This window comes from Novosphingobium sp. BL-S-21, assembly GCF_055521655.1.
Genome location: NZ_CM145495.1, coordinates 1,477,501 through 1,502,676, shown reverse-complemented (window position 1 = coordinate 1,502,676; position 25,176 = coordinate 1,477,501). Strand labels below are relative to the sequence as shown.

The 25,176-nt window shown below is 67.5% G+C and carries 21 protein-coding genes (1 of these 21 only partly in view); 10 read left to right on the top strand and 11 right to left on the bottom strand.

All coding sequences use genetic code 11. The annotated features are described in order from the left end of the window. Positions 1-122: 122 nt before the first annotated feature. Genes ACZ1J6_RS05980 through ACZ1J6_RS05955 form a run of 6 tightly spaced genes read right to left on the bottom strand, consistent with a single transcriptional unit; the run spans position 123 to position 6,851 of the window. The gene (locus ACZ1J6_RS05980; RefSeq protein WP_314468474.1) at positions 123-1,589 is read right to left on the bottom strand and encodes a GMC family oxidoreductase; all 1,467 of its coding nucleotides are present in this window, start codon (positions 1,587-1,589) and stop codon (positions 123-125) included. Further along, positions 1,586-1,984, bottom strand: a complete 399-nt coding sequence (locus ACZ1J6_RS05975; RefSeq protein WP_132269355.1) for a gluconate 2-dehydrogenase subunit 3 family protein — start codon at positions 1,982-1,984, stop codon at positions 1,586-1,588. The genes ACZ1J6_RS05980 and ACZ1J6_RS05975 overlap by 4 nt, the downstream gene beginning before the upstream one ends. Continuing rightward, positions 1,977-2,672 carry an HAD family hydrolase gene (locus ACZ1J6_RS05970; RefSeq protein WP_165921520.1) on the bottom strand — a complete coding sequence of 232 codons (696 nt, stop codon included), beginning with the start codon at positions 2,670-2,672 and terminating at the stop codon, positions 1,977-1,979. Before ACZ1J6_RS05970 ends, ACZ1J6_RS05975 begins: the two co-directional genes overlap by 8 nt. A gap of 13 nt (positions 2,673-2,685) precedes the next feature. Next, positions 2,686-3,726, bottom strand: coding sequence for a UbiA family prenyltransferase (locus ACZ1J6_RS05965; protein WP_207913092.1), 1,041 nt, complete (start codon positions 3,724-3,726; stop codon positions 2,686-2,688). Positions 3,727-3,766: 40 nt separating this feature from the next. Further along, entirely contained in the window at positions 3,767-5,359 is a 1,593-nt protein-coding gene (locus ACZ1J6_RS05960) for a glycosyltransferase family 39 protein (protein ID WP_431566781.1), read from the bottom strand. 4 nt (positions 5,360-5,363) lie between these two features. Next, a complete protein-coding gene (locus ACZ1J6_RS05955; RefSeq protein WP_431566780.1) occupies positions 5,364-6,851 on the bottom strand; it encodes an aspartate aminotransferase family protein in 1,488 nt (495 codons plus the stop codon). Positions 6,852-7,175: 324 nt separating this feature from the next. Here ACZ1J6_RS05955 and ACZ1J6_RS05950 point away from each other — a divergent pair, with 324 nt between their 5' ends. From ACZ1J6_RS05950 to ACZ1J6_RS05930, 5 genes are all read left to right on the top strand, one after another. Beyond that, complete coding sequence (locus ACZ1J6_RS05950; protein WP_431566779.1) at positions 7,176-9,272, top strand: transglycosylase domain-containing protein; 2,097 nt, start codon at positions 7,176-7,178, stop codon at positions 9,270-9,272. A gap of 122 nt (positions 9,273-9,394) precedes the next feature. Continuing rightward, a complete protein-coding gene (locus ACZ1J6_RS05945) occupies positions 9,395-10,093 on the top strand; it encodes a glutathione S-transferase (protein WP_431566778.1) in 699 nt (232 codons plus the stop codon). 282 nt (positions 10,094-10,375) lie between these two features. Further along, complete coding sequence (locus ACZ1J6_RS05940) at positions 10,376-11,779, top strand: aldehyde dehydrogenase family protein (protein WP_465127079.1); 1,404 nt, start codon at positions 10,376-10,378, stop codon at positions 11,777-11,779. Between the two features lie 78 nt (positions 11,780-11,857). Next, complete coding sequence (locus ACZ1J6_RS05935) at positions 11,858-12,199, top strand: gamma-glutamylcyclotransferase family protein (RefSeq protein WP_431566776.1); 342 nt, start codon at positions 11,858-11,860, stop codon at positions 12,197-12,199. 38 nt (positions 12,200-12,237) lie between these two features. Then, the gene (locus ACZ1J6_RS05930; RefSeq protein ID WP_431566775.1) at positions 12,238-12,903 is read left to right on the top strand and encodes a M24 family metallopeptidase; all 666 of its coding nucleotides are present in this window, start codon (positions 12,238-12,240) and stop codon (positions 12,901-12,903) included. A 101-nt stretch (positions 12,904-13,004) separates the two neighbouring features. Here ACZ1J6_RS05930 and ACZ1J6_RS05925 read toward each other — a convergent pair whose 3' ends face one another. The 4 genes from ACZ1J6_RS05925 to ACZ1J6_RS05910 all read right to left on the bottom strand — a co-directional run bounded on the left by ACZ1J6_RS05925 (position 13,005) and on the right by ACZ1J6_RS05910 (position 18,230). Next, the gene (locus ACZ1J6_RS05925; protein ID WP_431566774.1) at positions 13,005-14,522 is read right to left on the bottom strand and encodes an alginate export family protein; all 1,518 of its coding nucleotides are present in this window, start codon (positions 14,520-14,522) and stop codon (positions 13,005-13,007) included. A gap of 104 nt (positions 14,523-14,626) precedes the next feature. Then, positions 14,627-15,934: an MFS transporter gene (locus ACZ1J6_RS05920; protein ID WP_431566773.1), complete on the bottom strand. Its 1,308-nt coding sequence runs from the start codon at positions 15,932-15,934 to the stop codon at positions 14,627-14,629. Positions 15,935-16,219: 285 nt separating this feature from the next. Then, on the bottom strand, positions 16,220-17,377 hold the full coding sequence (locus ACZ1J6_RS05915) for an alpha-hydroxy acid oxidase (RefSeq protein ID WP_431566772.1): 1,158 nt from the start codon (positions 17,375-17,377) through the stop codon (positions 16,220-16,222). Between the two features lie 166 nt (positions 17,378-17,543). After that, entirely contained in the window at positions 17,544-18,230 is a 687-nt protein-coding gene (locus ACZ1J6_RS05910) for a GntR family transcriptional regulator (protein WP_132269380.1), read from the bottom strand. Positions 18,231-18,418: 188 nt separating this feature from the next. On the opposite strand from ACZ1J6_RS05910, the gene cls reads away from it, so the two are divergent. The 4 genes from cls (at position 18,419) to ACZ1J6_RS05890 (ending at position 22,979) form a co-directional block, all read left to right on the top strand. After that, a complete protein-coding gene (gene cls / locus ACZ1J6_RS05905) occupies positions 18,419-19,828 on the top strand; it encodes a cardiolipin synthase (protein ID WP_431566771.1) in 1,410 nt (469 codons plus the stop codon). A 259-nt stretch (positions 19,829-20,087) separates the two neighbouring features. Then, complete coding sequence (locus ACZ1J6_RS05900; protein WP_431566770.1) at positions 20,088-20,510, top strand: hypothetical protein; 423 nt, start codon at positions 20,088-20,090, stop codon at positions 20,508-20,510. A gap of 92 nt (positions 20,511-20,602) precedes the next feature. Beyond that, a complete protein-coding gene (locus ACZ1J6_RS05895; protein WP_431566769.1) occupies positions 20,603-21,817 on the top strand; it encodes a hypothetical protein in 1,215 nt (404 codons plus the stop codon). A gap of 127 nt (positions 21,818-21,944) precedes the next feature. Beyond that, on the top strand, positions 21,945-22,979 hold the full coding sequence (locus ACZ1J6_RS05890; RefSeq protein ID WP_431566768.1) for a nucleotidyltransferase family protein: 1,035 nt from the start codon (positions 21,945-21,947) through the stop codon (positions 22,977-22,979). Between the two features lie 16 nt (positions 22,980-22,995). Here ACZ1J6_RS05890 and ACZ1J6_RS05885 read toward each other — a convergent pair whose 3' ends face one another. Continuing rightward, positions 22,996-23,637, bottom strand: a complete 642-nt coding sequence (locus ACZ1J6_RS05885; RefSeq protein WP_243841267.1) for a glutamine amidotransferase — start codon at positions 23,635-23,637, stop codon at positions 22,996-22,998. 310 nt (positions 23,638-23,947) lie between these two features. Here ACZ1J6_RS05885 and ACZ1J6_RS05880 point away from each other — a divergent pair, with 310 nt between their 5' ends. Beyond that, positions 23,948-25,176, top strand: partial view of a Na+/H+ antiporter gene (locus ACZ1J6_RS05880; RefSeq protein WP_431566767.1) — the 5' portion only. Its footprint extends 424 nt past the window's final position; 1,229 of the gene's 1,653 nt are visible here — the first part of the coding sequence; it begins with the start codon at positions 23,948-23,950; the stop codon falls past the right edge of the window.

The window sequence follows — 25,176 nt, the reverse complement described above, 5'->3', positions numbered from 1 at the left end:
CCGCCGGCAGGACGCAGCTCCTTGTTGGGATTCCCGATCATCGAGGGATAGAGCGCGGCTGGCCTTTGGCGCCGCGGCAAAAGGCGTGCGGTGCGGGCCGGACCGGCCCGCACCGCACGCGATCAGTGGAACCGGCGGGTCAGGGCTTCGGTGGCATTGCGATGGGCGACGGCCATGACCGTGCCTTGCGGGTTGACCGAAGTGGGCCCGCAGAGCAGCGAGGCGTCGTTGATGTAGAGGCCGTCGGTGCCGTGAACCTTGCCGAAGGAATTGGCCGCGGTGCGCCGGTCGTCCTCGCCCATCGGGCAGGACGAGAAGACGTGGACCGACGTGACGTTGCCGTCGCTGGCCTGAAGCAGTTCGGGCAGGCCGGCAAGGTCCGCGGGGGAATGCAGGTCCGGATAGCCTGCGAGACAGGGATAGATCCGCTGCGCACCCGCCGCGAACAGCGCCTCGCAGAGCCGGCGCAGGCCTTCGCCCAGCACCGAGAGATCGCCTTGCGAGAAGCGCACCCGCACGATGGGATCCTCGAAGCCGGGCAGGTTGCGAACGCTCGCCTCGCCGCCGCCGGACTGGACGTAGTAAATGCCCATGCGCCGCCAGCGCTCCGCCACCAGGTCCCAGTGACCGGGCCGGCCCGACAGCGCGACGCCCAGCATGGCCGGCGTGCTGATGGAGCAGCCCATGCCGAAGCGCGGCTCGAATTCCTTGACCTGGTGGACCGGGTCGAAGTCTCCGGGATGGTTCACGTCGCGGTCGAATTCGGCGACGACTTTGACCATGGGGTGAAAGCGCAGGCTGTCGCCGACGTTTTTCGTGATCCCCGAGCGGCGCAGCAGGGCAGGCGTCTGGACCGCGCCGCAGGCAACCACCACCGTCTTCGCGCGGAAAGTGACCGCGCGCCGACTGCCATCCTCGCCGCGGCGCGTGCCCTCGGCGATCCAGTGGCCGTTCATGCGGCGGAGCCGGGCGATGCGGGTTGCCGGAAGCAGCGCGCCGCCGGCCTCCAGGAAGCGGCGCACGAATGTGGCCGACATCGATTGCTTCACGCCGCGCCCATGGTCATGGTCGTAGCGGTAGAGGCGCGGCGCCTCGATCGCCAGCCAGCCTTGCGCCTGGGCGCCCTGCTGGAGGCGGCGCGACATGTCGGAGGCGGCACTGCCGGCGTATTCCACCCGGGCGACGGCCTCGCAGGCCGCGAAATGCGGCGTCATTTCCGCCAGATCCAGACTGTGCACCGCGAAGCGCCGCCGCCAGTCGTCGAAGACATAGCCGGGGGTGCGGTGATAGAGGCCGCGATTGACCTCGCTCCCGCCGCCCACGCAGCGGCCCTCCACCCAGGCCAGCTTGTGCCGCCCCAGCGCCACGCCGACACCGGCATTGCGGTACTTGAGGAGCATTTCCTCGCGCGAGAAGTGGGGCGCGGCTTCGAGGGCGAGATGATCGCCTTCCTCCACCATGGTCACGTCGCGTCCGGCTTCGGCGAAGAGCGTTCCGCTCACCGCGCCGCCGGGGCCGGATCCGATGACGAGGATCTCGGTCTCGATCTCGCCCGAGCCGTGTCTGGCGCCGTTGACAGCCCCCTTCATGCCGCGATCCTCGCCGCCTGCGCACTGTTCGCGGTAGCGGGCAGCGAATAGAGGCCGTAGCAGGCGAAAGTCGTGTAGAAAGCGATCATCGAGCGGCGAAAGCCGATGCGGGACCGGCGCCAGGCGGCGAGATGGGCCTGTCGCTCGGCTGCGCCGAGGCGCGAGAAGCGCTGCCCGTGGGCCGGCAGCGCCGCCACGTCGAAAGCCAGGGCCAGCGCGCGGAAGCCGATGCGGAAGTAGTCCGGCATGCTGGCCAGGGTTGCGCGCACATAGTCCGCCACCAGGCCGCGCTCCGGCGCGGGCAGGTCCGGGCGGGATTCGTCGATCAGCACATCGACGATGGCCGTCACGCAGCGCGCGACCGCGTCGGTATGGCGCCGGGTTCGGTCAGACATGGCGGGCCTCCGCAAGGATGGGTGCGAACGGGGGATCGTCGAAACGACGGAACAGGGCATCGCCGCTGGAACGGGCGCTGCGGATCAGCGAGGGCACGCCGATCGCGGCGGCACCGGCGGCGTCGCGGTCCTGCCGGTCGCCGATGACCAGCGTTTCCTCTGCCGTGACTTCGGCCTCTTCCAGCAGGGCCAGCAGGCCGGTGGGATCGGGCTTGAGCCGGCCGATACCGCGGTCTCCGGACCAGATGACATGGTCCGCCTTGAGGCCGAGCGCGGCGAGCTTGTCGTTCACGGGATAGTCCGACCAGACCGCGATCCGCCGCCCGGTCGCCCTCAGGGCCGAGAACAGGCCGTCGATCCCGCGCGCCTTGTAGCGCGGCAGCAAGGCCAGCGGGCGGCGCTCGATCCACTCCTCGACAAGCGCGCGGACTTCGCCTTCCGAGCAGCCGCAACGCCGCGCGGTGAGGCGGAACTGCTCGTTGTTGAAGTCGTCCCCCTGCACCTCGCCCAGCAGCTCGCGGATCTGGCGGAAGGCCCGCAGCGTCTCCACCGTGCGCAGGCTGCGGCGGCGAAGGCTGTGCTTGACCAGTTCCAGCGCCATCGCGCGGCGGAGCGGCGGTTGGTCGTAGAGCGTGCCGTCGAGGTCGAACACCACGAGCCGCACCTTGCTCCAGGCCACGTCGGTCACGGTTTCCACTCCCTTACTTGCCGTGGCCGGGCAGCATGTCCACCGGCGTGAAGCTGCGGTTGGAAAGCGCGGTGAGGCTGGGCAGGTCGACGAAGGAGAGCAGCAGCAGCACACCCACGGTGATGCCCAGCGTGGTCATCAGGCGGCGCGAGCGGAACATGCGCTCAGGCCGCTGGGCGATGGAGTCGCGCAGCATCGAAAGCCAGAGGTAGCAGCCGAACAGCCCGGCGATGAACGGGAAGGCCAGGATGTATTCCACGCGGTACTTGATAAGGAACACGCCCAGGAAGAACGAGGAGAGCATGGCATAGACCAGGCAGCTCACCACCAGGCTTTCCGCCGTGTAGCCGGCGAAGGACTTGCGGTAGCGGGTCAGCGTCTCGATCCCCACCATGGCGGTGATGTCGCGATATTCGGAAAGGCGCTTGGAGCCCATCAGGAACGCGCCGCCGGCCCAGTAGGCCAGCAGGAGGCTGGCGGGCGGCATGCTGGAGGGGTCCATCATCAGCCAGCCCAGGGTCAGGCGGATGGGGTTGTTCACCGATTCCGAGACCACGTCCAGGAACGGCCGGTCCTTGGAGCGCAGCGGGCGCACGTTGTAGACGATGCCGGAGACCAGGAACACGACCGCCACGGTAAAGAAGGCGCTGCCCAGCGAGGTCGCCAGGGCCAGGCCGAAGGCCGCGAAGACCGTGTATTGCAGGTAGACCAGCGCCGGGGAGAGCTGCAGCGACACCGCGGTGCGGTGGTGCTTGCTGGGATGGTGGGCATCGGATTCGCGGTCCAGCCACTCGTTGATGATATAGTTGGCCGAGGCGATGGCGATCGCCACCACGAAGCCGATCACGATCCGCGCCGGGGCGTCCAGCAGCGAAGGTTCGCGCAGCGCATAGGCCAGGATCAGGCCCGGGATCACGAAGACGTGCTTGGTGGCGTGATCGAAGCGGGCAAGGCTCAGGTAGTCGCGCAGGCGCGCGGTCTTCCGGTTGCGCGATGCGGCGCCCTTCGTGGTGGGTCCCGCAATTTCAGGCCCCCTCATTTCAGATGTGTTCATTTCCGGATTCTCCTGGAACGGAGGGGTGAACTTGGGGCATTCACGGATGCAGGGTGGCTTTGACGCGGTAGATGCGGCCGTCGGCGAAGGCGCCGGCAGGTTCGAGCGAGAGATCGCGCTTCAGGCGCTGTTCGCTGGCGAGGTAGAAGCGCCAGTCGATCCGGTCGAAGCAGACCACGTAAACCGGCAGGCCCGCGTTCGCCTGGGCCCGGATGCGGGCAAGCTGGGCTTCGGGCGGGTTGGCCGGATCGGGCCTGTTGGTGCGCAGCAGGCGCTCCTGCGGCACGATCTGGGCGCTGCGCTGGGTGAGCAGGGCGACCACTTCGGGGCCGTTGGAAAAGAGCGAGGCATTGCCCGGGAGCGCTTCGACGGCGGCAATGGTCGGCGAGGCGCGCCATTCGAGGCTGAGGAAGCCGATGCCCTCGCGGAACACCTGATACGTGCGGGCCGAAGTGCGGACCGTGTGGCCGACGAGGACCAGCGCGGCGAGGGCGGCAAGGGTCAGCCAGATCGTCCGCAGGCCGCCGAGGCGCTGGTCGAGGCCGCTGGCCTGCGCGGTGACCATCATGACCAGCATGACATAGGCCGGAAAACCGTAGCGGCCGACGAACTGCAGGTTCGCTTCCAGCGCCGTGGAGAGCCAGACGAAAGCCAAGTAGCCGACGAAGGACAGGCCGAGCATCAGCGAGAACGCCAGGCGCGGGTCGCAGCCCCCATCGCGCGGGGTCGCATCGGGGCGAACGCGGCGCCAGGCGGCGAGTTGGCGGGCGAACTGCCAGCCGGCGAAGCCGAGCACGGCGACGAGCAGCAGCACGCGAAGGGCCAGCGGCACGGCGTCGGGCAGGAGCCAGGCGGCGGTCGTCTCCAGGTTCGCCCACCACTGTGCCGGACCCATGTTGCCGTAGAAGCGCAGTTCGCGCCCGATCGAATGGCCGACCGTCAGCGTGCTGGCGACGACCCAGACGAAGAACAGCGCGGCGCCGGGAATGGCGAACAGGGCACTGTCGGCGATCCGGCGTCCGAAGGGCAGTCGCGGGTTCGCCAGGATCACCAGGACCACGGCGGCGCCGATCGGGGGGGCGGTGAAGCGGGTAAGCGTGGCCATGCCCAGCATCAGCGAGGCGATCAGGAGATCGCGCCGGGCGCCGCGTTCGAAATAGTCAAGCGTGAACCATAGGGTCAGCAGGACGAACGTGATGAACGGGGGCTCGGAGATCACCGCAGCGTGAAGCGAAACGAACTGCGGCGCCAATGCGATGAGCGCGGTGCCGATGGCGGCATAGCGCCAGTCTGCGGCCGTGCGCCGGATCAGCGCGAAGATCAGGATCACGTTAGCCACCAGGGTGACCAGCGCCCAGGCGCTGGCTGCCGTCAGCAGCGGCATGCCCAGGGCATGGGGCAGCACCAGCATCCAGTGATAGACCGGCGCGTCGTAGGGGATCGGGCTGATCCCCATGTAGCGGGTGCTGTCCGGCGTGACGACCATGCCGTGATGGACGTTGAGCTGGAACAGCACCAGCGAGAGGACCAGGATCGCGGCGCAGGCGATCCATCCACCCGGAGCGGCGGCGGAGACGTGCGGAGCCGTGAAGCTGCGCGGGGCGGGGGTGAGCCTGTCGGCGGGAGTGGCCATGGCGTCAGCCCAGCACGCGCTTGATGTTCTTGACCACGAAGCGCACCGTGGCATCGGCCACGCCGCGGCCCAGCACATCGTCGAGGGCGTCGACCAGGGCATCGATCTGCGCTTCGGAAACGATGTAGGGCGGCATGAAATGCAGCAGGTCGCGGGCGCCGGGCTGGAAGTGCACCAGGATGCCGTGGCGCTCGTAAAGTTCGCGGGCCATCGCCCCGATCAGGACCGTCTCGTAGGTGACGAAAAGCGGGTTCTTGCGGATATCAATCGCCTTTTCAGCCAGTTGCTGGCCGAAGTTCAGCTCGATGGCCTGGAAGCAGCCCTTGCCGCGCAGCGACACGATCTTGCGCGGGTACTTTTCGCGCAGGCGCTCCAGTCCGGCGCGCAGATATTCACCCATGCGGGCGGCGCGCTCGATCAGGCGTTCGTCCTCCAGCACGTTGAGCGTCTCGATGCCGACGGCGCAGGTCTCGCCCATGCCGCTGAAGCTGGAGCTGTGCAGGTTGCAGTCGTTCTTGTTGCCATAGGCCTTGTCGAACAGCGCCTGCGAAGTGACCATGGCGCCCAGCTCGCGCTTGCCGCCGCCCAGCGTCTTGGCGAGCGTGACGACGTCGGGCACCACGTCCTCGTGCTGGAAGGCGCAGAACTTGCCGGTGCGTCCCATGCCGACCTTCACTTCGTCGAAGATCGTCAGGATGTCGTTCTCGCGGCAGACTTGCGCGAATTCGGTGAGGAAGCCGGGATCGGGAACGTGGCAGGACGTGCCGCGGATCGTCTCGATGATGCCGGCGATGATGCGGTTGCCGCTGCCGGATTTACCGATATCGGCCTTCTCGCGGGCGATCGCCTCGCGCACCGAGGCGATGTCGCCATAGGTCGCGAAGACCACGTTCTCCTTCGGCACGCCCATGATGAAGCCGCTCTGCACGTCGGTAGCCGTGGTGAGCGAAAGCGGGCCGTGAGTCTTGCCGTGGAAGGCACCCTTGAAGCAGAGGAACTTGGTCTTGCCCTTGGGCGTTTGCACGCGCTCGCAGATCTTCATCGCCGCTTCGTTGGCCTCGGTGCCGGAGACGGCGAGGAACGAGACGTCGAGCGGTTTCGGCAGGAAGCGGGAGATGTTGTAGGCCAGCGCGCCCTGCAGCTTGTGCGGGGCGATCTTGATGCAGTCCAGCACCTTGAGATCGTGGCAGCGGCGCTCTGCGGCGATGATGCGGGGGTGGTTGTGGCCCAGCCCCAGCACGCCGAAACCGCCCGAGTAATCGAGGATCCTGCGCCCGTCGCGCAAGGTGATCTCGGCGCCCTGTGCGCTTTCGATATCCATCTGCGCCAGGCCCAGGATGTCGAAGACCTGGAGCATGTATTTGTTGAGGTGGGCGGCGTAGAGGCCCATCGCGGACTCGCTGTCGAGCGCAAGGCTCTGGTCCAGGGTCAGCAGGCCGCGGTTCTGCCGGTCTTCGCGGCTCGGGGCTTCTATCTTTGCAAGTGCCGTCACGCTCGTTCCCTCCTTCAAGCGAATGGGAAGACGCTACCGGAGGGTGAGGGCGGAATGTATCTACAGGACCATATACTACCGAATGCCCGGCCGGGCCGCGCGCTCTAACCCGGCAGAGCGAAGGCCTATCCCTGCTGGGTAGGACCGATGACCCGGGGACTGCGTAAACGAGAGCATGGCCGGCGCGATGGTCATCGGGCCGGGTCTGCGGTTTGTCGATTTTGCGACAACAATTGCCTCGCAACGCGGCACGGAACCCCGTATTGGCGGAATCCGGCCCGGGGTGGGCCCGATACACGGGAAATGCAGGCGAAGCCGAAAACCATGGCCTTGACGTTGGATAACCTGGACAGTCTGCCGGAAGGCGGACCCGCTCAGGGCGACCTTTCCCCTCATTCCCCGAACCCGCCTCCGCCGCCCGAAGGCAAGCCGCGAAGGCGTCGCTCTCGCTGGTGGTGGTTCTCGCGCGGGGTGGCGGCGCTGCTCATGCTCTTCATCGTGACGATCGGCTGGCTGGCCGTGACCGCGCCCATGTCGAAATCGTTGCAGCCGATCTCGCCGCCGCAGATCACCCTGCTGGCCGCGGACGGCACGCCGATCGCCCGCAACGGCGCCATCGTCGACGCGCCGGTCGAAGTGAAGAAGCTGCCGATCCACGTCACCCAGGCCTTCATCGCCATCGAGGACCGCCGCTTCTACAGCCATTGGGGGATCGACCCGCGCGGGATCGCCCGCGCCTTGTGGAGCAACGTCAGCGGCGGCAGCACCCAGGGCGGCAGCACGATCACTCAGCAGCTGGCCAAGTTCACGTTCCTCACCTCCGAACGCAGCCTCACCCGCAAGGCGAGGGAAGTGCTGATCGCGTTCTGGCTGGAAGCCTGGCTCACCAAGGACGAGATCCTCGAACGCTACCTTTCGAACGCCTACTTCGGTGACAATACTTATGGGCTTCGCGCCGCCTCGCTCCACTATTTCCACCGCAAGCCGGAAAGCCTGACGCCGGCGCAGTCGGCCATGCTGGCCGGCCTGATGAAGGCGCCCTCGCGCCTGGCGCCCACCAACAATTACGACCTGGCCGAAAAGCGCATGAAAGTGGTGCTTCTGGCCATGGTCGATGCCGGCTACATGACGCCCGCGCAAGCCCGCGCCACGCGTCCGCCGCGGCTCGACGTGCGCTCGCGCAACGACCTGCCGACCGGCACGTACTTCGCCGACTGGGCGCTGCCGCAGGCGCGCGGGATCGACGAGGCGAGCTATGCCGCGCAGACTTACAAGACCACGCTCGATTCGCGTCTTCAGGCCGCGGCGCGCCGCGCCATCGAAGGCGCGCCGCTCGGCAAGGCGCAAGTCGCGCTCGTGGCGATGCGTCCGAACGGTGAAGTGGTGGCGATGGTCGGCGGCAGGGACTACGCCAAGTCGCCGTTCAACCGCGTGACCCAGGCGCAGAGGCAGCCGGGCTCCACCTTCAAGCTCTTCGTCTACCTGGCGGCGCTGAACGATGGGTGGAAGCCCGAGGATACCATCGAGAACACCCCGTTCGAGATCGGCTACTACCGCCCCCAGAACGCGGGCGGGGCCTATTCGAAGACGATCACGCTGGCCGATGCCTTCGCCCATTCCAGCAATGTCGCCGCCGTGCGCCTGTTCCAGAAAGTGGGCGACAAGGCGGTGATCGACATGGCCCGCAAGCTGGGCGTCACTGCGCCGCTGCCCCATGGCGATCCCAGCCTGGCGCTGGGGACCTCCAGCATGAACCTCATGGAACTGACCGCCGCTTACGCGGGTGTCGCGGGCAACCGTTTCCCGGTCGTGCCCACGGCGTTCAAGTCCAAGGAGGAAGGCTGGTTCGACGGGCTGATCAGCGGCCGCCGCAGCTTGTCCAGCGATGTCCACGAGAACATGGAGACCCTGCTGCGCGGCGCCGTCAATCGCGGTACCGGGCGCGGGGCGCGGCTCCAGGCGGCGAACTACGGCAAGACCGGGACCAGCCAGGAAAACCGCGATGCGCTGTTCGTTGGCTATGCCAAGGACCTCGTGGTCGGCGTCTGGGTGGGGAATGACGACAATACGCCGCTCAAGGGGGTTTCCGGCGGTACCATCCCCGCGCGCATCTGGCGCGACTTCATGCAGCAGGCCCTGGGCGAGCGCGCCGCGCCGCGCCCGCGCGCGACCGAGAGCCCCGATCCGGAAGGCCCGGTCCAGCCGCTCGACGTGCCCGATCTCGGCGATATTCCGCTGGGCGATGCCAATCTGCGCGTCGAACAGGGCAAGGCGGTGCTTTCGACCCAGATCAACGGCGCGCCGGTCGATGTGAAGCTGGACCAGAACGGGCTGCAGATCGACGGGCGCAAGGTGATCGAGCAGATCGTGTCGCCGCCGCCTCCTCCGCCGCCGCAAGCCAGACCTTCGCCGCAGCCCTGAGGCATTCGGTCCCCGCACCGTGCGGTGGGGCAGGCCGGGTGGAGCTGCGGGGAATTGGTCCGGGAACGTCCCGCGGCGCGAGGCTTTCCCCTCAGGACCCTGTCCCGAGGAGCCTGCGCGCGATGTCCGATTTCGATCTTTACTATTGGCCCGTCCCGTTTCGTGGCCAGTTCCTTCGCGGGATCCTGGCTTTCGCCGGCAAGACCTGGGACGAGCACGACAGCGATGAGATCGCCGATCTCATGGGCAAGTCTCCCGGCGATCAGCCGGTGCCTTTCATGGGGCCGCCGGTCCTGATCGACCGGGCGAACGACTTCGCCATCGCCCAGATGCCCGCCATCGCGCTCTATCTGGGCGAGAAGCTGGATCTCCTGCCCGCGACGCCCGAAGGCCGGGCCGCATCGATCAAGGTGGTGAACGACGCCAATGACGTGATCGACGAACTCACGATGGATGGTGGACGGGAGATGTGGGACAAGGAGGAATGGCAGGAGTTCCTGCCGCGCCTGGAACGCTGGATGGCCATCTGGGAAGCGACCGGCCGCGCGCACGGCCTGGGCGACGGCGAGGGTTATCTCCTTGGCGGCGACGCGGCGGGCCTGGCCGATGTGGTCACGGCCGTGCTCTGGTCGACGATGACCGAACGTTTCGGCCAGATCGCATCGCGGCTGGAGCGCGCGGCACCCCGGGTTTCCGCACTTGTTGGCCGGATGGGGCAAAGGCCGGCGCTGGCGCGTCTGGCGAGCGACGCGAAGGAACGATATGGCGACGCCTATTGCGGCGGCGAGATCGAGAAATCCTTGCGCAAGGTGGCCTGCTGAGGTGCCGGGTCGAAAGTCACAGCACGACCATGGCCATGCCGATGATCGCGATCCAGAGCACCACCGTGATGCCGGCGATGGTCAGGAGGTCTAGCCTCCGTTCTTCTCCCATACAGGGCGCTATTCTTGTCATGGCTGGCTGCTCCTTTCGTTGCTGCCGGGCACAACCCCGCATCTAATCAACTGCAAAGGTTCGAGATTGTTCCCTCGCCCGCGCCGGCAGGGCGGGACGCGGGTGCGCGCAGGGTGTACGGCGCGGCGTCCGGCGCCTAAGGGACGGGCATGCAGCCAGCCATGCTTATCGACGGGCGTCTTCACGAAGGCGCCTTCACTTTCGACGTTTTCGACCCCGCCACCGGCACGGTGCTCACGCCTAGCTGGTGCGCCGATCGCGCCATGGCGCAACGCGCGATTGCCGCCGCCAATCGGGCCTTTCCGGCTTGGCGCGACAGCCCGGCGAAGGACCGTGCCCGCGCTCTGGAAGCGCTGGCTTCGGCCCTGGCGGAGCGCGCGGAGGCTTTCGCCCGCCTGCTGACTCAGGAACAGGGCAAGCCGCTGGGCGAAGCACGCGGCGAAGTCGGCGCTTCCATCGAAGCGCTGCGCTATCATGCGGGCCTGAGGCTGGAGGAGCGCGTCCTGGTGGATGCACCGGGAGAGCGGATCGTCGAACAGCGCTATCCGCTGGGCGTGGTCGCGGCGATCGTACCGTGGAATTTCCCGCTGCTGGTGCTGGTGCTCAAGCTGGCGCCGGCACTGGTCGCGGGAAACTGCGTCATCGCCAAGCCCGCGCCGACCACGCCGCTGACCGCGCTTCTGCTGGGCGAACTGGCGGCCGACCTGCTGCCGCCCGGCGTGTTCCAGACTTTGGGCGACGACGGAACGCTGGGTCCGCTGCTGGCCCCGGATCCCGGCATCGCTCATGTCAGTTTCACCGGATCGACGGCAACGGGGCGCAAGGTCATGGCCTCGGCGGCGGACAGCCTGAAGCGTTTCACGCTGGAACTGGGCGGCAACGATGCCGCGCTCGTGCTCGACGATGCGGACATTTCCGCCATCGCGCCCCGGCTGTTCGAAGGCGCCATGGCCAATGCCGGGCAAGTCTGCATCGGCATCAAGCGCATCTATGCGCCGCGCGGAAAGATTGACGCGCTCTGCGACGCTCTGGCAGACCTCGCGCGGCAGGCCGTGACCGGCAGCGGCCTCGACCCCGCGACCACGCTAGGCCCGGTCCAGAACGCCGCACAGCACGCGCGGCTGGCGGAACTTCTGGCAGAGAGCCGCGCGCTTGGGCGCGTGGTCGTCGGCGGCGCGCCGCTGGAGAAAGAGGGCTGGTTCGTCCCGCCCACCGTGATCCGCGACTTGCCCGAACATGCCCGCCTCGTGCGCGAGGAGCAGTTCGGTCCGGTCATTCCGCTGTTGGCCTATGACAGCGTGGACGAGGCGGTGAGCCGCGTGAACGAGAGCGAATACGGCCTTGGCGCCTCGGTCTGGAGCGGCGACACGGAGCGCGCCCTGAAGCTGGCGGGACGTATCGAGAGCGGGCTGGTCTGGGTCAACCGCGTGTTCAGCCTGCCTTTCGAAGTGCCGATCGGCGGTGCGAAGCAGTCGGGCATCGGGCGCCATCAGGGACAGGCCGGGCTGGAGGAATTCACCCAGGCCCGCATCGTCAACGCCGTGCTCGCGTGACAGCGCCCGGGCTTGCATAAGACCGGCAGCGCTGTATCCGGCGGGATACGGCCGTTCGGGCCGGCGATCGGAGTGACCATGCAGGACGTTCACCTCTTCTCCTACGGCACCTTGCGACAGGAAGCGGTTCAACTGGCGCTGTTCGGACGGCGGATCGAGGGCGAGCCGGACGCCATGCCCGGCTGGCGGCAGCGCATGATCGAGATCACCGACGCCGATGTCATCTCCAAGAGCGGGACGCGCTGGCACCCGATGGTGGAGCCGAGCGACCGCGAGGACGAAGCGGTGGAGGGCACGCTGTTCCGGATCTCCGCCGAGGACCTGGCCCATGCCGATGCCTATGAGATAGACTACGTGCGCCGCGAAGTGCGCCTGCGCTCGGGCACGATGGCCTGGGTCTATGGCGATCCGGAGGCGTGAGCGTGCAGAAGGATTCCCACAGCCATGACGGAGCCGAGATGACGACCCTTTCTTCCCCGCGCGAAGCCGTGGGACCGGGCTATTCGCCTGAAGCTCTGCGCGAGGCCCAGGCCCTGTCCTGGCGCGCGCTGGAACGGATCGTCGCCCAGGTCCGCCCGGGCATGCGGGAGCGCGAGGCCGTGGCCATCGGCGAGGCGGCGCTGGCGGAACTGGGTCTGGAGAAGTCCTGGCACCCCGTGCTCGTACGCTTTGGCGAGAACACGCTGAAGATCTTCAGCGATCGATCCGAGGGCGACGCCGTCCTGGGCGCGGACGACATCTATTTCATCGACATGGGCCCGGTGTTCTTCGGGCACGAGGGCGACGTGGGCGCCACGTTCACCGTTGGCGAGGATGCCGGGATGCAGGCCTGCGCGCGCGACGTGAAGATGCTGTTCGACCGGGTGCAGGCGATCTGGGGGCAGGGCGAGGTGACCGGCCGCGCGCTTTATGCCCGTGCCGAGGAAGAAGCGCGGGCGATGGGCTGGGTCCTCAACCTCGACATCCGCGGACACCGGGTCGGCGACTATCCGCACTCCGTGCACAAGGGCGGGAATCTGGGCGATCTCGATGTCTTGCCCGGCAAGGGGCTATGGATCCTGGAAATGCAGATCCGCCATCCCACTCGGCCGTTCGGTGCCTTTTACGAGGACCTGCTGGCCTGACGCTTCGCTGTCCTCGCGGCATGTCGAGGCAGTGGATCTTTTGAGCTGGGTACACGGCAGGCGATCCGGCGGTACCGGATCGCCTGCCGTTCCAGATCGCCTCAGAAGCGATAGTTGGCCATGAGCCCGAAGTAGTTGCCGTTCTTGCCGCCATTCGCCTGGAACGAATCGCTGGCGGCGAAGTAGGTTTCCCAGAGACGGAACGCCAGGCGATCAGTGGCCTGCCACGAAGCCTCCAGGTTGAGGTCCGTACCGATCGAGCGGCTGGAATCGTAAGGCGTGAAGCTCGATCCCGAGGGGCCGATATAGACGCCGTCGCCCTTGCGCGCGCGCCAGAGGAAGTCCGGTCCGGCCATGACGGTGATCGCGGGAAGCGGCTTCACCGTCACCGAGGGATAGATGTCCATCAGGTTGGAGAAGCTGAAGAAGGCGCCCTCGGTGATGAGCGGCAGACGCGCGGCGGCGGGAACGAAGGTGCCGACCTTGCCGTCGGTCAGGTCCTTGTCGCCGCTGAAGTAGTTGGCGCGCAGGCCGAGCCGCGGCTTCATCGGTGCGCCGCCCAGGGTATAGCCGCCTTCGAACATGGCGCCGTAGGCTTCGATGTCCTTGCCGATGAAAGAGCCGCTCTGATAGGTGGCTTCGAGGTCGAGGTCCCAGCGGGCCCCGCGCTTCCAGAGGCGGCCGCCCCAGTTGTTGCGGTCGTCCTTGCCGACACCGGCGGCCAGGGTCGCGCGGTCGCGCTCCATCTCGTACCAGTAGAGGTCGGTGCCGAAGCCGGCGATGCGGTTGGGCGCGCTGATGTAGACGCCGTGGAAGTCCTGCGCGTGGTTCGGGCCGTCGTCGAACGTGCCCGGATCGATCAGGATCGGCTTCACCGCGAAGACGTCTACCGAGACTTTGCCCGGCAGGATGTAGGTGGCGCGCACGCCCTGGTAGGTGAAGCGCATGTTCAGGCCTTCGCGCACGCCCACCAGCTTGCCGTTGCCCAGCGGCATTTCGAAGCGGCCGGGGCGGAAGGTCACTTTGCCGGCCTTGCCCAGCGGCACCGTCACGTCGACGAAGGCCTGGTAGACGTCCACTTTGTCGCGGTTGGGCGCGGTGGCGAACTGTTCGCCATATTCGCGGTTGTCGCCCAATTCGACGTAGGCGCGAAGGTTCTGGCCGACATGCAGGTCTGCCAGCAGGCGCAGGCGCGACTGGACCGGGTCGTTGTTGTCGTTCGGCTTCAGGCCCAGCGAGGAGTGGTGCCAGTCGGTGTAGTAGACGCGCGCCTCGCCGCCGAGCGTCAGGTAGACGTCGTCATTGGCGATGGGGATGTGCTTGATCTTCACCAGCAGGGGATCGTCCGCGGCGGCGGGCCTAGACCAGTCTTCCGTCCAGCGGATGTTCTGGGGCAGGCCCTCGGGGCCGGGACGGCCGCCGGGGAGCGCCTCGGCCGGACGGGCCTGCGACTTGGCCGGGCGAATGCCGGGAGGGGCCTGGGTGGAAAGCGTGCCTTCGCCCACGTCCTTCGATTCCGGGGGAACCGACTGGGCGAATAAGGGCTGATAGGGGAAAGCGGCGGTCAGGACGGCAAGGGAGCCGCAGGCAAGCAGATGCAGGGCGCGGGGGGAGCGCATCGGGAAGTCCTCTCTGGAAGGTCTTGCTATTTTAGCGGGACGGCCGCTGCGAACTGGCCGTCCCGTCACTTTTATCCGCCGATCAGGCGATTCTTATCGGCCTATCAGGCGATGGCGCTCTCGCGGTAACGCGTCAGCGAGAGCAGCACGCCGCCCACCAGGGTGCCGCAGCCCAGCGCGATGGCGACCGGGGCGAGGCTCCATCCGGCGGTGAACAGCACGCCCGCCAGGATCGGGCCCAGCGCCGCACCGGCGCGGCCGATGCCGATGACCAGACCGGTCCCGCCGGCCCGCAGGGCAGCGGGATAGCTTTGCGCGATCACGGCATAGAGGCCGGCCGTGGCTCCGTTGGCGAAGAAGCACGCGATCGCGGCGATCACGGAGAGGCTGCCGAGCGTGACGGCGCCCTGGCCGAAGACGACGACTGCCATGGCCCCCAGGAACATCGTGGCGACCACCACCGGGCGGATCCCGACTTTCTGGCTGAGCAGGCTGACCGCGATCGAGCCGATTGCGCCGCCCACGTTACCCCAGACCAGCACGCCCCCGGCCAGCGCGGGCGGGAAGCCCAGGTCGACGACGATCTTGGGAATCCACTTCACCAGGAAATAGAAGGTCATCATATGGAAGAAATAAGTGGCGGTGAGCATGATCGTGACATGCGCCATGCCGGGGGCGAAGAGCGCGCTGACGCCGGCCTTCTGCGGTACCGGATCGGAGGGCGGCATGGCGGCGATGGGCGCGCGGCCCTGCCGCTCGAGCGTGCGGTTGATCTTGTCCAGCGCTCCTGCAGGCCGCTTCAGCAGCAGGAAGGCCATGGTTTCCGGCACCAGCCAGAGCACCAGCGGGATGAAGCAGACCGTCACCACGGCGCCGAACTGGAAGACCGATTCCCACCGGCCCGTCGCGGCGAGCAGCCAGGATGCGGCCGAACCGCCGACGATGGCACCCATCGGATAGCCCCCCGCCATGATGGCGACCGTGAGGTTGCGACGGCGCGCGTTCGAGCATTCCGCGACGACGGCATTGGTCGCGGCCAGCATGCCGCCGATGCCCAGGCCGGTGAACAGGCGGTAGGCGGACAGGATCGGCACGGTGGCGGCGGTCGAGGCGAGCGCCATGCCGATGCTCATGATCACCAGGCAGGCGAGCAGCATCGGGCGGCGACCCACCTTGTCGGCCAGGTTGCCCAGCACGAAGGCGCCGATACCCATGCCGAACAGTTCCATCGACAGAACCAGGCCCAGGGCGGCGCGGTCGATGCCCCAGTCCCTGGCGATGCCGGGCGCGGCGAAGCTGATCGAGAGCACGTCGAAACCGTCGAGTGCGTTGAGCGCGGTGGCGATACCGACGGCGATGACCTGCCGGTAATGCATCGGTTCGCGCGCAATAAGGGCGCGGGGGTCTTCCATGCACTTCTCCTCTGGCCCGCCCCTTGCTCTTGGTTTCGGGAGGCGGACATTATTGGCGACACGCGCGGCAGCGGCCCGGCTCCAGCGACGGTCGGCAATCTTGCGACTCGGCCATCACATCGAGCACGGCCGCCACCGCAATTGTGTAGGGCTGATTGCTGAGCTTTGCTGGCGGCCTCAAGCCGGGCGCCGGTCAATCGAGGCAGAAATAGCCAAATGCGATAGCCCGCAGGCCGGGCGCGCGGATGGCCAGATCGCGCCTTCGAAAGGTCGCGAGGCTGCGCGCTAGACGGCGGGGACCACGAAGTCCCGGTTCAGCTCGTCCAGCGCGGCAATCCCCAGCATGGCCATGGCCACGTCGATCTCGTTGGCGAGCAGGGACAGTGCATGGGCGGCGCCCCGCTCGCCTGCCGCGGCGCAGCCATAGAGCGTCGCACGGCCGACCATCACGGCATCGGCGCCCAGGGCCAAAGCCTTGATGACGTCTGCGCCCCGCCGCACGCCGCTGTCGAACAGGACCGTCGCCCGGCCGGCAACGGCATCGACCACCGCGGGAAGGGCGGCGATCGCGGGCGGCGAGGAATCGAAATTGCGCCCGCCGTGGTTGGAGACCGCGATGCCGTCCACCCCGTGCTCCACCGCAAGCCGGGCATCCTCGGGATGGAGCAGGCCCTTCACCACCAGCTTGCCGGGCCAGCGCCGCCGCAGCGCCTCCACGTCCTTCCAGTCCACCGAGGCCGAATTGGTCACCCTGGCGACTTTGCCCGTGACCCGGCCGCCCACTTCCGCTGGGTAGTTCGCGAACTGGGGCAGGCCGCCTTCGAGCATGTAGCGGCCGATCACCGAGGCCAGCCAGCCGGGGCGGCGCAGGAAGTCTCCGACCAGCCGGGCATTGGGACGCACCGGGTTGGACATGCCGGCGCGGCGGTTGAATTCGCGCAGCGGCCAGAGCGGGGTGTCGACCGTGAGCACCAGGACGTCCGCCCCATGATCGCGCGCGGCGTCGACGACCTGCCAGGAGAGGTCTCGCCGTTCCCAGAGATACATCTGCATCCAATGGCCGGCCGAGGCGACTTTTGCGATCTCGGCAAAGGCGGTGGTGGAGCTGGTCGTCTGGGTGAAGGGGATGCCTGCCGCCGCCGCCGCGCCCGCGATCGCGCGCTCTCCGCGGTGCCACATGAGATCGGCCACGCCGGTGGGGGCAATGACGAGCGGCAGCGGCTGGCTGCGTCCGAACAGCGTCGTGCGGGCCGAGCGGCTGGACACGTCCCGCAAGGTCCGCGGCAGAAGGTTCAGGGCCTGCAGCGCCGAAACGTTGCGGCCGATCAGCAGGTCGTCTTCCGTGCCGCGTTCCACGAATTCCCAGATGGCACGGGGCAGCCGGCGCCGGGCTAGGGCGCGCAACTGGGCTATGTTATGCGCGCGTTCGGCAATATCCGGCATCCGGCGCAAGCTCCCTCCTGGCTGTCGATTTCCCGGCTCCAAGCTTTCAATGTGTCGCATTTTCCGAGCCATCAGGTGTTTCCACCTGACGGGACAATGCTCTAGCCGTCTCCGGAGCGGGCAGGCAACGCGGCGGCGAAGAGATCGGGTCGGCGTTATGCCGGGGTCATTCGGGCGGCACAGCGCGCGCCTCGGGTGCCGCGCTCAGGAGGTGGGCATAGCGCTGCAGGCCCAGCGAAGTGCGCCGGATATGCATTGACAGCACCGATTGCGCCGTCTCGATCTCGCCGCGGCAGATCGCATCGTAGAGCAGCCGGTGCTCCACGTCGTGGGTGCGGTTTCCCTGGCCGAGCGAGAGCTTCATATAGGCGCGGCGGTAGCTTTGCGTCGTATCCCACACGCGCTCGACGATCTGCGCCAGCAAGGGCGTGTCGTGGCGGCGATAGGTGATCCAGTGGAATTCCCGGCCCAGCGCGATCGTCTCGTCGAGATCGGTCGCCCGTTCGATCCGGGCCATCGTCGCGGAAAGGTCGGCAATGTCGCCCTCGGTCAGGCCGGGCACGCTTTCGGCCAGCAGCAGAGGTTCCACGCGCGCGCGGATCTCGAAGGAGACTTCCAGGTCGCGCGTGGTCAGGGCGGTGACTCGCGCCCCGGCATTGGGCCGCATGACCACGAGCCCGCGCGCTTCGAGCATCCGCAGTGCATCGCGCACGGGGATGCGGCTGATGTCGAGTTCCTCCGCCAGTTCGTCCTGCTTGATCCGGGCACCGGGGGCGAGGTCGCCCGCAAGAATGCGCTCGGCCAGGATATCGGCGATGCGCTGGCTGGCCACGGAAGACGGATTGGCGGTCATGCAGGTGCCCTGTTGCTGTAGCTGCGTCGATGAAGCTGCATCCCCTCTACGACCGAACGCGCGGATTATCGACAGGCGCGGCGATCTGATTGCCCGGGCGAATTCGGCTGTTCGCCATCCCGTGCAGCGGCACGCAGGGCGGGGAACGCCCTTGCGCATCATGCGGAGATTGCCCAAGACTTCCGCGCATGATCACGCTGCCCACTCTCGGCGAGGCCTACTACATCGTCGAGTGGGGCATTCGGCTGACGATGCTGGCAGTCGTGCCGCTGCGGCGCTCGCCTGCGGCGGCGGCGAGCTGGCTGCTGCTGATCTTCTTCCTGCCGGTGCCCGGACTGCTGCTTTTCACCGCGATCGGCAGTCCGCGTTTCCCCGCCTGGCGGGTCGAGCGCTTCGAGAGCCTGCGCGGCTTCTTCCGCGATGCCGCCGGGCGCATGGCGCGCGATGCGCCGGGTGCCGCGCTTGTCCCGGCCGAAGTGGTCGAACTGGCGGGCCGGCTGGGCCACTTGCCCGCCGTGGGCGGCAATGCGGTGCAACTTCTGGACGACTATGACGCGGTGATCGCGCGGCTGGTTGCCGATATCGACGCGGCGCACGAGCATGTGCGGCTGCTTTCCTACATCTTTGCCGATGACGCCACGGCCGGCCGGGTGATCGCTGCACTGGGCCGGGCGGTCGATCGCGGCGTGCCCTGCCATGTCCTGGTCGATCCGGTCGGCTCCTATCGCTGGCTCAAGGGCACTTTGCTGGCGCTGCGCGGACAGGGCGTCCGCGTGCGCCGGATGCTGCCGTTCCGCCTGATCCGGGGGCGCACCCGGCGCGACATGCGCAACCACCGCAAGCTGTTCCTGATCGACGGAAAGATCGGCTACGCCGGTTCGCTCAACATCGTCGCCAAGGATTTCCGCCCGGGCGTGACCAACCGCGAACTCGTGGCGCGCGTCACCGGTCCGGCCGTCGCGGCGATGTCGGCGATCTTCGTGTCGGACTGGTTTATGGAGACTGAGGAAATGCTGGAACCGGCACTCGCCTTGCCGGCTCCCGCGGGCGATTCCATCCTTCAGGTCCTGCCGAGCGGCGCGAACTATCCGCTGGAAGGGTTCCTGACCCTGCTGACCTGGCAGGTGGCCCGGGCAGAGCGCGAGATCGTGCTGGTCACGCCTTACTTCATCCCGGACGAGGGGCTGCTGGGCGCGCTGATCACGGCCGTCCTGCGCGGGGTGGAAGTGCATATCGTCGTGTCCGAGGTGGTGGACCAGCTGCTGGTGAACCTTGCCCAGTCGTCCTACTACGACGAACTGCTGTCGCACGGAGTGCGCATCCACCGCTATCGCGGCTTCCTGCTGCACGCCAAGGCGGTGCGGATAGACGAGAGCCTGGGCATCGTCGGCTCCAGCAATGTCGATGTGCGCTCTTTCCAGCTCAACGAGGAAGTCAGCCTGCTCCTTCTCGACCGGCCGGGGATCGAGGATCTCGCGCGGATCCAGAAGAACTACATCGCCGGCAGTGACGAACTGACCCTGGCGGAATGGCGCGCGCGGTCGCGGATGCGGCGTTTCGTGGAAAACGGCGCGCGTCTGGTCAGCCCGCTGCTCTAGGTCACGGCCTGATTCACGCCGTGATTTCACACCATGATTCTGGGCCGGAAACAGGGGCGTTACAGGCATGCCGGCAGGCCTTGTCCAAAAAGCCCTAAGTCCTTGGTAGCCTGTAAGCGGCGCGTTGGAGGTAGTGGCCTGCCCCATTTGGATTCGACGGCCGTGGCATCGGGATAGGTGTCACCATCAGGTCCAGATTGCCGCTTTCTGGCCCCTGCGACTCATGTAACTTCGGAAGACTTGGCGAGGAGTCGAATACATGAAGCTTGCGGAGGAAAAACTGGCTGAACTCGGCCAAAACGACCGGCGGTCCTTTCTTGCCGCCTGTGGGAAGTATTCGCTTCTCGTACCCCCGGCGATGACGATGCTCCTGTCGACGTCCCTGACCTCGACGGCGATTGCGAAGTCGGGCGGTGGCGGCGGCGGCGGTGGCAGCGGCGGGTCTTCGAGCGGCGGCGGTTCCGGCAGCACGCCGGGCGGCGGCTCGGGTAGCGGCGGTTCCACCGGAGATGGCGGCAGCGTCAAGGACGGCGGCGGTTCGGGCTCGGGTCCGAAGGACACCGGCGTTCCCGGCACGGGGGATACCCATGCCGGATCGGTGAGTGCCGAAGCCAGCCTGCCCAAGTCCGAGGGCGTTACCCCCAAGGGCAAGGACGGTGCCGGCAAGGGTACGGGCCACTGATCGTCTTCGGCCTCGAAAACCTGCGCGCCTGACGGGTTCGCGGGGATCGAGGCCGAAACCAACCGGGGGAGGGCGCCGCGATGCACGGGGGCATGGCGTCTGGAACGCAGACGGCCGGGGATGTCGTGCCGGATGAGGTCGTGCCAGATGGGAAGGAGCAGGCCGGGGGTCCGCTCCTGCGCCTGGCGGACGGGGTGGTTCCGCTTGTCATCGCCGATCGCCCGGTCCTTTTCATAGAAGCGACCCAGCGCCTGAACGCGCTCAACGGTTCGGCCGGAATGCTTGTGGCGCTCCTGGCGGACGGTATCGGCCTTGCCGATCTGCGCCATGAACTGCACGAGACCATGGGCATGTCCGCTGGCGAGGTCGACGCCCTCGTGGTTGCCTGGAGCGCCCAGCGGGTCATGGCCGCCGACTTCGGACCGTCCGACGCGCAGGGCCATCTGGTCCGGCTGCGCGCCGGCGGACGGGACATCTTGGTACACTTTCCCGAGGGGGCATGGGGCCGCGAACTCGCCGTCGCCTATGCGCATTTACCGGCTCTGGATGCAGCGGGGGCCGGTGCCGCGGAGATCGATTCCGCCGCCCGCGTCACCGTGGAAGCCATGGGCCACGGCCCGGACGAACTTGCCGGCATCTTCGACGAACAGGCCGGAACGCTTGCTGCCCGCGATGCCGCGGCGCCGGTGCTGCGCGGCGTCATCGTCGATCTCGTGCTGGAGCAGCCGGGATATGTGGCCCTTCATGCCGCCTGCCTCGTTTCGCCGCAGGGCCCCGACAGCGGCGCTGTGCTGCTGATCGGCGCGCCGGGCGCTGGAAAGTCGACTTTGGCGACCATGGCCGCCGTCTCGGCCGGTCCGCTCGGGCTGGCGGGAGACGATATCGTCCTGTTCGATCCGCGCAGCGGGCTGGTGATGGGCGTGCCTCTGCCGCTGACGGTCAAGAGCGGTAGCTGGGATCGCCTCGCCGCCGTTCTGCCCGGCCTTGCCGCATTGCCGCCTGTGCTTCGTGCCGACGGGCAATGGCTGCGTTATGCGCCGCTGCCGTCGCCTGTCGCTCCGGCATGGCAGCGCGTTGCCGCCATCGTCGATCTGCGCCGGGAGGACGGCCGTGCCGCCGGGCTCATTCCCCAATCCCCGATCGACTGCCTTGGCCGGCTGCTGGAGGAAGGCTTCGTGCGCGAGGGGCGCTGCACGGCCGCGCAGATGCGCGGTCTTGCCCGGATGGTGGACAATGCCGATACCTGCACGCTCCATTATGCCGAGGCCGAAGCGGCACTACCCATGATCGAGGCGCTGCTTGCCTAGGCGGTACCATCGTTCCGCCCAGAGGAGGCTGCGAAGCGCGCCATTCCGCGCCGCGACGTTCGCGAACGATCCCGTTCGCGGCGCGCCGATGCCGGGACGTCGCGCTTTCCGGCCCTGCCGGAACTGAATGGCGAACCGCTCCCGCGACCATGCGGCCTTCCTGGATCTGTGCGCATGCCTGAAGGGCCGCATCCCGCCTTTGACCGATTGGGAAGGGGTGCTGGGCCTTGCCAATCGTACGCTCGTCACGCCGGCCCTGGCCGGGGCGCTGCGGGGGCAGGACGCCCGCGTTCCGCCTGAGGCCGCTAGGATGCTCCACGTCATTGCCGAGCGAACCGCGGCGCGCAACCGCATGATGCATGGGCAACTGACCGAGGCGGTGGCGGCGCTGGCCGCAGAGGGCATCGTCCCGGTACTGCTCAAGGGCGCCGCCTTGCTCGCGCACCGGGGACCGGAATGTGACGACCGCCTGCTGACCGACCTGGACCTCATGGTTCGCGAAGACGAGGGCGCGCGCGCCTTCGCCGCACTGGAAGCCATCGGCTACCGCCGGCTCGACGGTCCCACGGAAACGAGCCCGGGCCAGGGCGCCAACCTGGGCCGAGAGCGTGACGTCGGCGGGCTGGACTTGCACTACCGCCTCAAGCGCATCGGCAGGGGACGGAATTGGCAGTGGCTTGTCGATGCCTGCAGCCCCTTTGCCATCGGCACGGGTACCGCCGCAATGCCGTCCCCCGCGGCGCTCACGGCGCTTTTCGTCCTCCACGACCAATTGCAGGAAGCCGACTATTGGCGCGGCCGGATCGACTTGCGCCATCTTGTGGACATGGCCCGGCTTGCGGAGGAAGAGGGCGGGCTGGACGGCGGCGAACTTGCCGCCCTGTTCCCGACCGGACGCGCCCGGCGTGCTCTAGCGGTGCAGCTGGACACCCTGGCGGCGTGGCTGGGCGTGCGCGTGACCATCGGCGAACGCGGCTGGCGCGTGGCGTTCCAGCGCTGGCGGCGGGATCTGCAATTGCGCCGGCCGGGCTTGGAGACCGCGCTGACCCTGGCTTCGTGCCTGGCCGATCCCCCGCTGGGACTCTTCGAGCACCGCGGATTTTCCGCCCGCAGCCGCGAGATTCGCCGTATTCTGCTGGAGCAGAAAGCCACGAAAGTCTGACCGGCGTTCCTCGGCTTCAACGCAGCCCTTCGAGCCACTCCGCGATCATCGCCTGTCCGGCCGCAACCGCGGCAGGGCCAAGGCTGTCATGCGCGGCGCGCAGCGAGGCTTCGTCTCCGCCGGCCTCGATCACAGATTCCGGCCACTGTTCGATCCAGGCATCGAAGCGCGGGTCCAGCCCCATCTCGGCATGGAACTGGAGCGCCAGGATATTGCTGCCGCGCCGGAACGCCTGGTGGGCATAGAGATGGCTGGATGCGAGCAGCTCGACATCGGCGGGCAGGGTGAACGTGTCGCCGTGCCAATGGAGCACCGGCACACCGGCAATATGCCGCAAGGGGCCGTCGATGGCGTTGTCATGCACCGAGATGCTGTGAAAGCCCACTTCCTTGTGCGGCCCGGCAAAGACCTCTGCCCCCATCGCCGCGGCTATCATCTGGGCGCCGAAGCAGACGCCCAGCGTCGGCCGCGCGGCATCGAGCCTGAGTGCAAGGCGGCGCATCTGGCAGGCAATCCAGGGGTGCCGGTCTTGCTCGTAGATGCCCATGGGGCCGCCCATCATGATGAGCAGGTCCGGTTCGCGCAGATCCAGCGCGGCAAATGCCGGGTCGGTCACGTCGATGCGGTCGACGTCATATCCGGCCGCCTCGATGGGCATGCGATAGCCCGCGACGCCTTCGTAAGGGACGTGTCGGATGATCAGGGCGGTCTTCGTCACTGCTCGCTTTCGTTTCGAGGGGCCGCGGCCGAACGGCCGGCGGGGACACCGAAATGTCATCTTTCCAGCCTCAAGGTGCGTGCGCAAGACCCGTCGAGACCGCGCCGACGCATCCGATTCTGTTTCAAACGGTTTCCCTGGGCGAATTCACGGCAAAAATGACGGATGCAGGATTTGCAATCCTTTGCCCGGACCCCCATGGTCCCCTGCGAGAAAACATGGCGTGTGAAGACATGGAAGGAGCCAAGGTTTGGAATCAGTTTCGGTCGTACTTTTCCTTTTGCTAGCGGTAGTGGTGAGCGGCGCGATATCGCGCATGCTCCCCTGGTCGGTCCCTACGCCTCTCGTGCAGATCCTGCTCGGCTGCGTGATCGGTCTCTCGACCTCTTATAGCGTGTCCCTCGATCCCGAACTGTTCCTGCTGCTGTTCCTGCCGCCCCTGCTGTTCCTGGACGGCTGGCGCATCCCCAAGGACGAATTGTTCAAGGACGTTTCCACCGTGGTGGAACTGGCGCTGGGCCTCGTCCTGACGACAGTCGTCGGCATGGGTCTCTTCATCAACTGGATGATCCCGGCCATGCCGCTGGCCGTGGCTTTCGCGCTTGCCGCCGTCGTCTCGCCCACCGACCCGATCGCCGTCTCGGCCATTGCCGCGCGCGTGCCGATCCCCAAGCGCATGATGCACATTCTCGAAGGGGAATCGCTGCTCAACGACGCCTCCGGCCTCGTCTGCCTGCGTTTCGCCGTAGCAGCCGCGCTGACGGGCACGTTCTCCGCCGGCGGCGCCGCGCTCAACTTCCTCTGGGTTGCCGGTGCAGGCCTGGTGATCGGCGTCGCCGTCACTCTGGTCGTTTCGCGCGCCAAGGCGTGGGTCACGCGCCGCTGGGGAGAGGATACCGGCTCGCAGATCCTCGTCAGCCTGCTGATACCTTTCGGTTCCTATATGCTGGCCGAGCATTTCCACGCCTCGGGCATCCTTGCCGCCGTCAGTGCCGGCGTGACCATGACCTTTGCCGAGATTTCGCGCGAAGCCATGGCCGTCACGCGCATGCGCCGAAATTCGGTATGGGACACCATCCAGTTCACGCTGAACGGTATCATCTTCGTGCTGCTGGGGGAGCAGCTTCCCGGCATTCTCGCCGAAGCCAAGCTGACCGTGGCGGTCACCGGCCATACGGAGCCGGGCTGGCTCGCGCTCTATGTCGTCGCGATCGTGCTGGGCCTTGCCGCGCTGCGTTTCGCCTGGGTGTGGCTCTCGTTCAAGTTCACGATCCTGCGCAAGCGTCATGCCGAAGGGAATGGCGGAAACGTGGCAGCGACCGTGCGCAGCCCCAACTGGCGGCTGGTCGCGGCCATGTCCTTCGCCGGTGTACGCGGCGCGATCACGCTGGCAGGCGTACTCACGCTGCCGCTGGCCTTGAACGACGGAACGCCGTTCCCGGCGCGTGATCTGGCGATTTTCCTGGCGGCCGGCGTGAT

Coding starts and splice junctions, on each gene's coding strand:
- ACZ1J6_RS05980 (WP_314468474.1), bottom strand. CDS start 1,589: ATGAAGGGGGCTGTCAACGGCGCCAGACACGGCTCGGGCGAGATCGAG.
- ACZ1J6_RS05975 (WP_132269355.1), bottom strand. CDS start 1,984: ATGTCTGACCGAACCCGGCGCCATACCGACGCGGTCGCGCGCTGCGTG.
- ACZ1J6_RS05965 (WP_207913092.1), bottom strand. CDS start 3,726: ATGAACACATCTGAAATGAGGGGGCCTGAAATTGCGGGACCCACCACG.
- ACZ1J6_RS05960 (WP_431566781.1), bottom strand. CDS start 5,359: ATGGCCACTCCCGCCGACAGGCTCACCCCCGCCCCGCGCAGCTTCACG.
- ACZ1J6_RS05950 (WP_431566779.1), top strand. CDS start 7,176: ATGGCCTTGACGTTGGATAACCTGGACAGTCTGCCGGAAGGCGGACCC.
- ACZ1J6_RS05945 (WP_431566778.1), top strand. CDS start 9,395: ATGTCCGATTTCGATCTTTACTATTGGCCCGTCCCGTTTCGTGGCCAG.
- ACZ1J6_RS05940 (WP_465127079.1), top strand. CDS start 10,376: ATGCAGCCAGCCATGCTTATCGACGGGCGTCTTCACGAAGGCGCCTTC.
- ACZ1J6_RS05935 (WP_431566776.1), top strand. CDS start 11,858: ATGCAGGACGTTCACCTCTTCTCCTACGGCACCTTGCGACAGGAAGCG.
- ACZ1J6_RS05930 (WP_431566775.1), top strand. CDS start 12,238: ATGACGACCCTTTCTTCCCCGCGCGAAGCCGTGGGACCGGGCTATTCG.
- ACZ1J6_RS05925 (WP_431566774.1), bottom strand. CDS start 14,522: ATGCGCTCCCCCCGCGCCCTGCATCTGCTTGCCTGCGGCTCCCTTGCC.
- ACZ1J6_RS05920 (WP_431566773.1), bottom strand. CDS start 15,934: ATGGAAGACCCCCGCGCCCTTATTGCGCGCGAACCGATGCATTACCGG.
- ACZ1J6_RS05915 (WP_431566772.1), bottom strand. CDS start 17,377: ATGCCGGATATTGCCGAACGCGCGCATAACATAGCCCAGTTGCGCGCC.
- ACZ1J6_RS05910 (WP_132269380.1), bottom strand. CDS start 18,230: ATGACCGCCAATCCGTCTTCCGTGGCCAGCCAGCGCATCGCCGATATC.
- cls (WP_431566771.1), top strand. CDS start 18,419: ATGATCACGCTGCCCACTCTCGGCGAGGCCTACTACATCGTCGAGTGG.
- ACZ1J6_RS05900 (WP_431566770.1), top strand. CDS start 20,088: ATGAAGCTTGCGGAGGAAAAACTGGCTGAACTCGGCCAAAACGACCGG.
- ACZ1J6_RS05895 (WP_431566769.1), top strand. CDS start 20,603: ATGGCGTCTGGAACGCAGACGGCCGGGGATGTCGTGCCGGATGAGGTC.
- ACZ1J6_RS05890 (WP_431566768.1), top strand. CDS start 21,945: ATGGCGAACCGCTCCCGCGACCATGCGGCCTTCCTGGATCTGTGCGCA.
- ACZ1J6_RS05885 (WP_243841267.1), bottom strand. CDS start 23,637: ATGCCCATCGAGGCGGCCGGATATGACGTCGACCGCATCGACGTGACC.